At 72.6% G+C, this 2,712-nt stretch carries 4 protein-coding genes; 1 reads left to right on the plus strand and 3 read right to left on the minus strand.

The genetic code is table 11. From position 1 onward, the window contains the following. Positions 1-605: aminodeoxychorismate/anthranilate synthase component II (locus tag H5J33_RS30290; RefSeq protein WP_181797978.1), on the plus strand; the 605-nt coding region annotated here is incomplete at its 5' end. A 36-nt stretch (positions 606-641) separates the two neighbouring features. On the opposite strand, the gene H5J33_RS30295 is transcribed toward H5J33_RS30290, so the two are convergent. The 3 genes from H5J33_RS30295 to H5J33_RS30305 form a co-directional block, all read right to left on the minus strand. Continuing rightward, complete coding sequence (locus tag H5J33_RS30295; protein ID WP_181797979.1) at positions 642-1,670, minus strand: 6-phosphofructokinase; 1,029 nt, start codon at positions 1,668-1,670, stop codon at positions 642-644. Between the two features lie 121 nt (positions 1,671-1,791). Next, positions 1,792-2,469, minus strand: a complete 678-nt coding sequence (locus H5J33_RS30300) for a response regulator transcription factor (protein ID WP_181797980.1) — start codon at positions 2,467-2,469, stop codon at positions 1,792-1,794. Further along, the coding region (locus H5J33_RS30305) for a sensor histidine kinase (protein WP_258565502.1) at positions 2,469-2,712 on the minus strand (244 nt) is incomplete at its 5' end. The genes H5J33_RS30300 and H5J33_RS30305, both read right to left, overlap by 1 nt.

Here is a 2,712-nt window from a genome sequence, read left to right on the forward strand (position 1 = left end):
TCGCGGGGCACGCCCTGGTGGTGGACGGCGAGGACACCTTCACCGCGATGCTGGCGCACATGCTGCGCTCGGGCGGACTCGGGGTGACCGTCCGGCGCTACGACGAGCCCGGGCTGCGCGCGGCGGTGCTCGGCCACGCGGGGCCGGTCGTCCTCGGGCCCGGCCCCGGCGACCCCCGCGATCCCGCCGACCCGAAGATGCGGATCCTGCGGGGGCTGGCCGCCGAGGTGGTCGGGACCCACCGGCACGGGGTGCTCGGCGTCTGCCTCGGGCACGAGCTGATCGCGGCCGGGCTCGGCCTGGAGATCGTCCGCAAGCGGGTGCCGTACCAGGGGGCGCAGACCGTGATCGACCTGTTCGGGCGGAGCGAGACCGTCGGCTTCTACAACAGCTTCGCGGCCCGCTGCGACGAGGCGACGGCCCGCGAACTGGCCGCGCGCGGCGTGGAGGTGAGCCGCTCGGCCGACGCCGAGGTGCACGCCCTGCGCGGCCCCGGCTTCGCCGGCGTCCAGTTCCACCCGGAGTCGGTACTGACACTGAACGGGGCCGCGGTCGTGCGGGAGCTGGTGGGCGGGCTGCGCCGCACGACCGTGCGGCCGTGGTGAGCGGTGGCTCGGCCGTAGCAGCCGAAGAAGGCGTGCTCAGCCGAAGAAGACGCCCGCCTCCTGGTACAGCTCGGGGTCGACGGTCTTCAGGCGGGCCGTGGCCTCGGTGAGCGGGACGCGGACGATGTCGGTGCCGCGCAGCGCGACCATCCGGCCGAAGTCCCGCTCGTGCACGCAGTCGATGGCGTGCAGGCCGAAGCGGGTGGCGAGCCAGCGGTCGAAGGCGCTGGGGGTGCCGCCGCGCTGCACGTGCCCGAGGACCGTGGTGCGCGCCTCCTTGCCGGTGCGCTTCTCGATCTCCTTGGCCAGCCACTCGCCCACCCCGGACAGCCGGACGTGCCCGAAGGAGTCCCGCGAGTCGTCCTTGAGCACCATCTCGCCGTCCTTCGGCATGGCGCCCTCGGCGACGACCACGATCGGCGCGTAGGAGGCCCGGAACCGGGAGGTCACCCACTCGCAGACCTGGCCGACGTCGAAGCGCTGCTCGGGGATGAGGATGACGTTGGCGCCGCCGGCCAGTCCGGAGTGCAGGGCGATCCAGCCAGCGTGCCGGCCCATCACCTCCACCACCAGCACCCGCATGTGGGACTCGGCGGTGGTGTGCAGCCGGTCGATGGCCTCGGTGGCGATGTTGACGGCGGTGTCGAAGCCGAAGGTGTAGTCGGTGGCGGACAGGTCGTTGTCGATGGTCTTCGGCACGCCGACGCAGGGCACGCCGTACTCGTCGGACAACCGTGCCGCGACCCCGAGGGTGTCCTCGCCGCCGATCGCGATGAGCGCCTGGATCTCCTGCTTGGCCAGGTTGTCCTTGATCCGGCGGATGCCGTCGGCCACCTTGAGCGGATTGGTCCGGGAGGAGCCGAGGATGGTGCCGCCCCGGGGCAGGATGCCGCGCACGGCGGGGACGTCGAGACGGACGGTGTCGTTCTCCAGGGGACCGCGCCAGCCGTCCCGGAAGCCGACGAAGTCATGGCCGTACTCCTGCACGCCCTTGCGGACGACGCCCCGGATGACGGCGTTGAGCCCGGGGCAGTCGCCGCCTCCGGTCAGTACTCCGACCCGCATGGAAATGTCCCTTCACCGCGGTTACCTGACGCTTGGTCACGCTAATGGTGATTCAGGTCACACCGGGATAGGCGAGAAGGGTGATTCCGGCGCGTACGGCGGATGCGCCCCCGTGCGCGCCCTACTCCTCGTCGAGTCCGCGCTCTATGGCGTACCGGACCAGCTCCACCCGGTTGTGCAGCTGGAGCTTGCCGAGGGTGTTCTGGACGTGGTTCTGCACGGTGCGGTGGGAGATGACCAGGCGTTCGGCGATCTGCTTGTAGCTCAGCCCCTTCGCCACCAGCCGCAGCACCTCCGTCTCCCGGTCGGTCAGCCGGGGGGCGCCCGGCTCGTCGGCGTCCGCGGCGGGCGCGGGCTCGGCGGCCAGCCGCCGGTACTCGCCGAGGACCAGTCCGGCCAGGCCGGGGGTGAACACCGGGTCGCCGACGGCGGTGCGGCGCACCGCGTCCAGCAGTTCCTCGGTGGAGGCCGATTTCAGCAGATAGCCGGTCGCGCCGGACTTCACGGCCTCCAGCACGTCCGCGTGCTCGCCGCTCGCCGACAGCACCAGGACCCGCAACGCCGGGTTGTGGCCGACCAGTTCCTTGCACACCTGGACGCCGGGCTTGGCCGGCAGGTTCAGGTCCAGCACCAGGACGTCGGGGGCGGCGGCCTTGGCGCGGCGCACCGCCTGCTCGCCGTCGCCGGCGGTGGCGACCACCTCGAACCCGGACTCGGTCAGGTCCCGGGCGACCGCGTCCCGCCACATGGGGTGGTCGTCGACCACCATGACCTTGATCGGGTCCTGCCGCTGTGTCATCACCGCTCCGCCTTCTCGCCCCGCGCCCGCACGGCGCCCTTGGGTACCTTCAGTTCGACCTCCGTGCCCTGCCCGGGCACGGAGAGGATCGCGGCGCTGCCGCCGAGGTCGCGCAGTCTGCCCCGGATGGACAGGGCCACCCCGAGCCGGCCCTCGCCCTCGGCCTGCGCGAGCCGGCCCTCGGGGATGCCGGGGCCGTCGTCCCGGACGGTGACGACGATCTCGTCCGGCTCGTCCTCCACC

Source organism: Streptomyces sp. WELS2 (assembly GCF_013870595.1).
GTDB lineage: Bacteria > Actinomycetota > Actinomycetes > Streptomycetales > Streptomycetaceae > Streptomyces.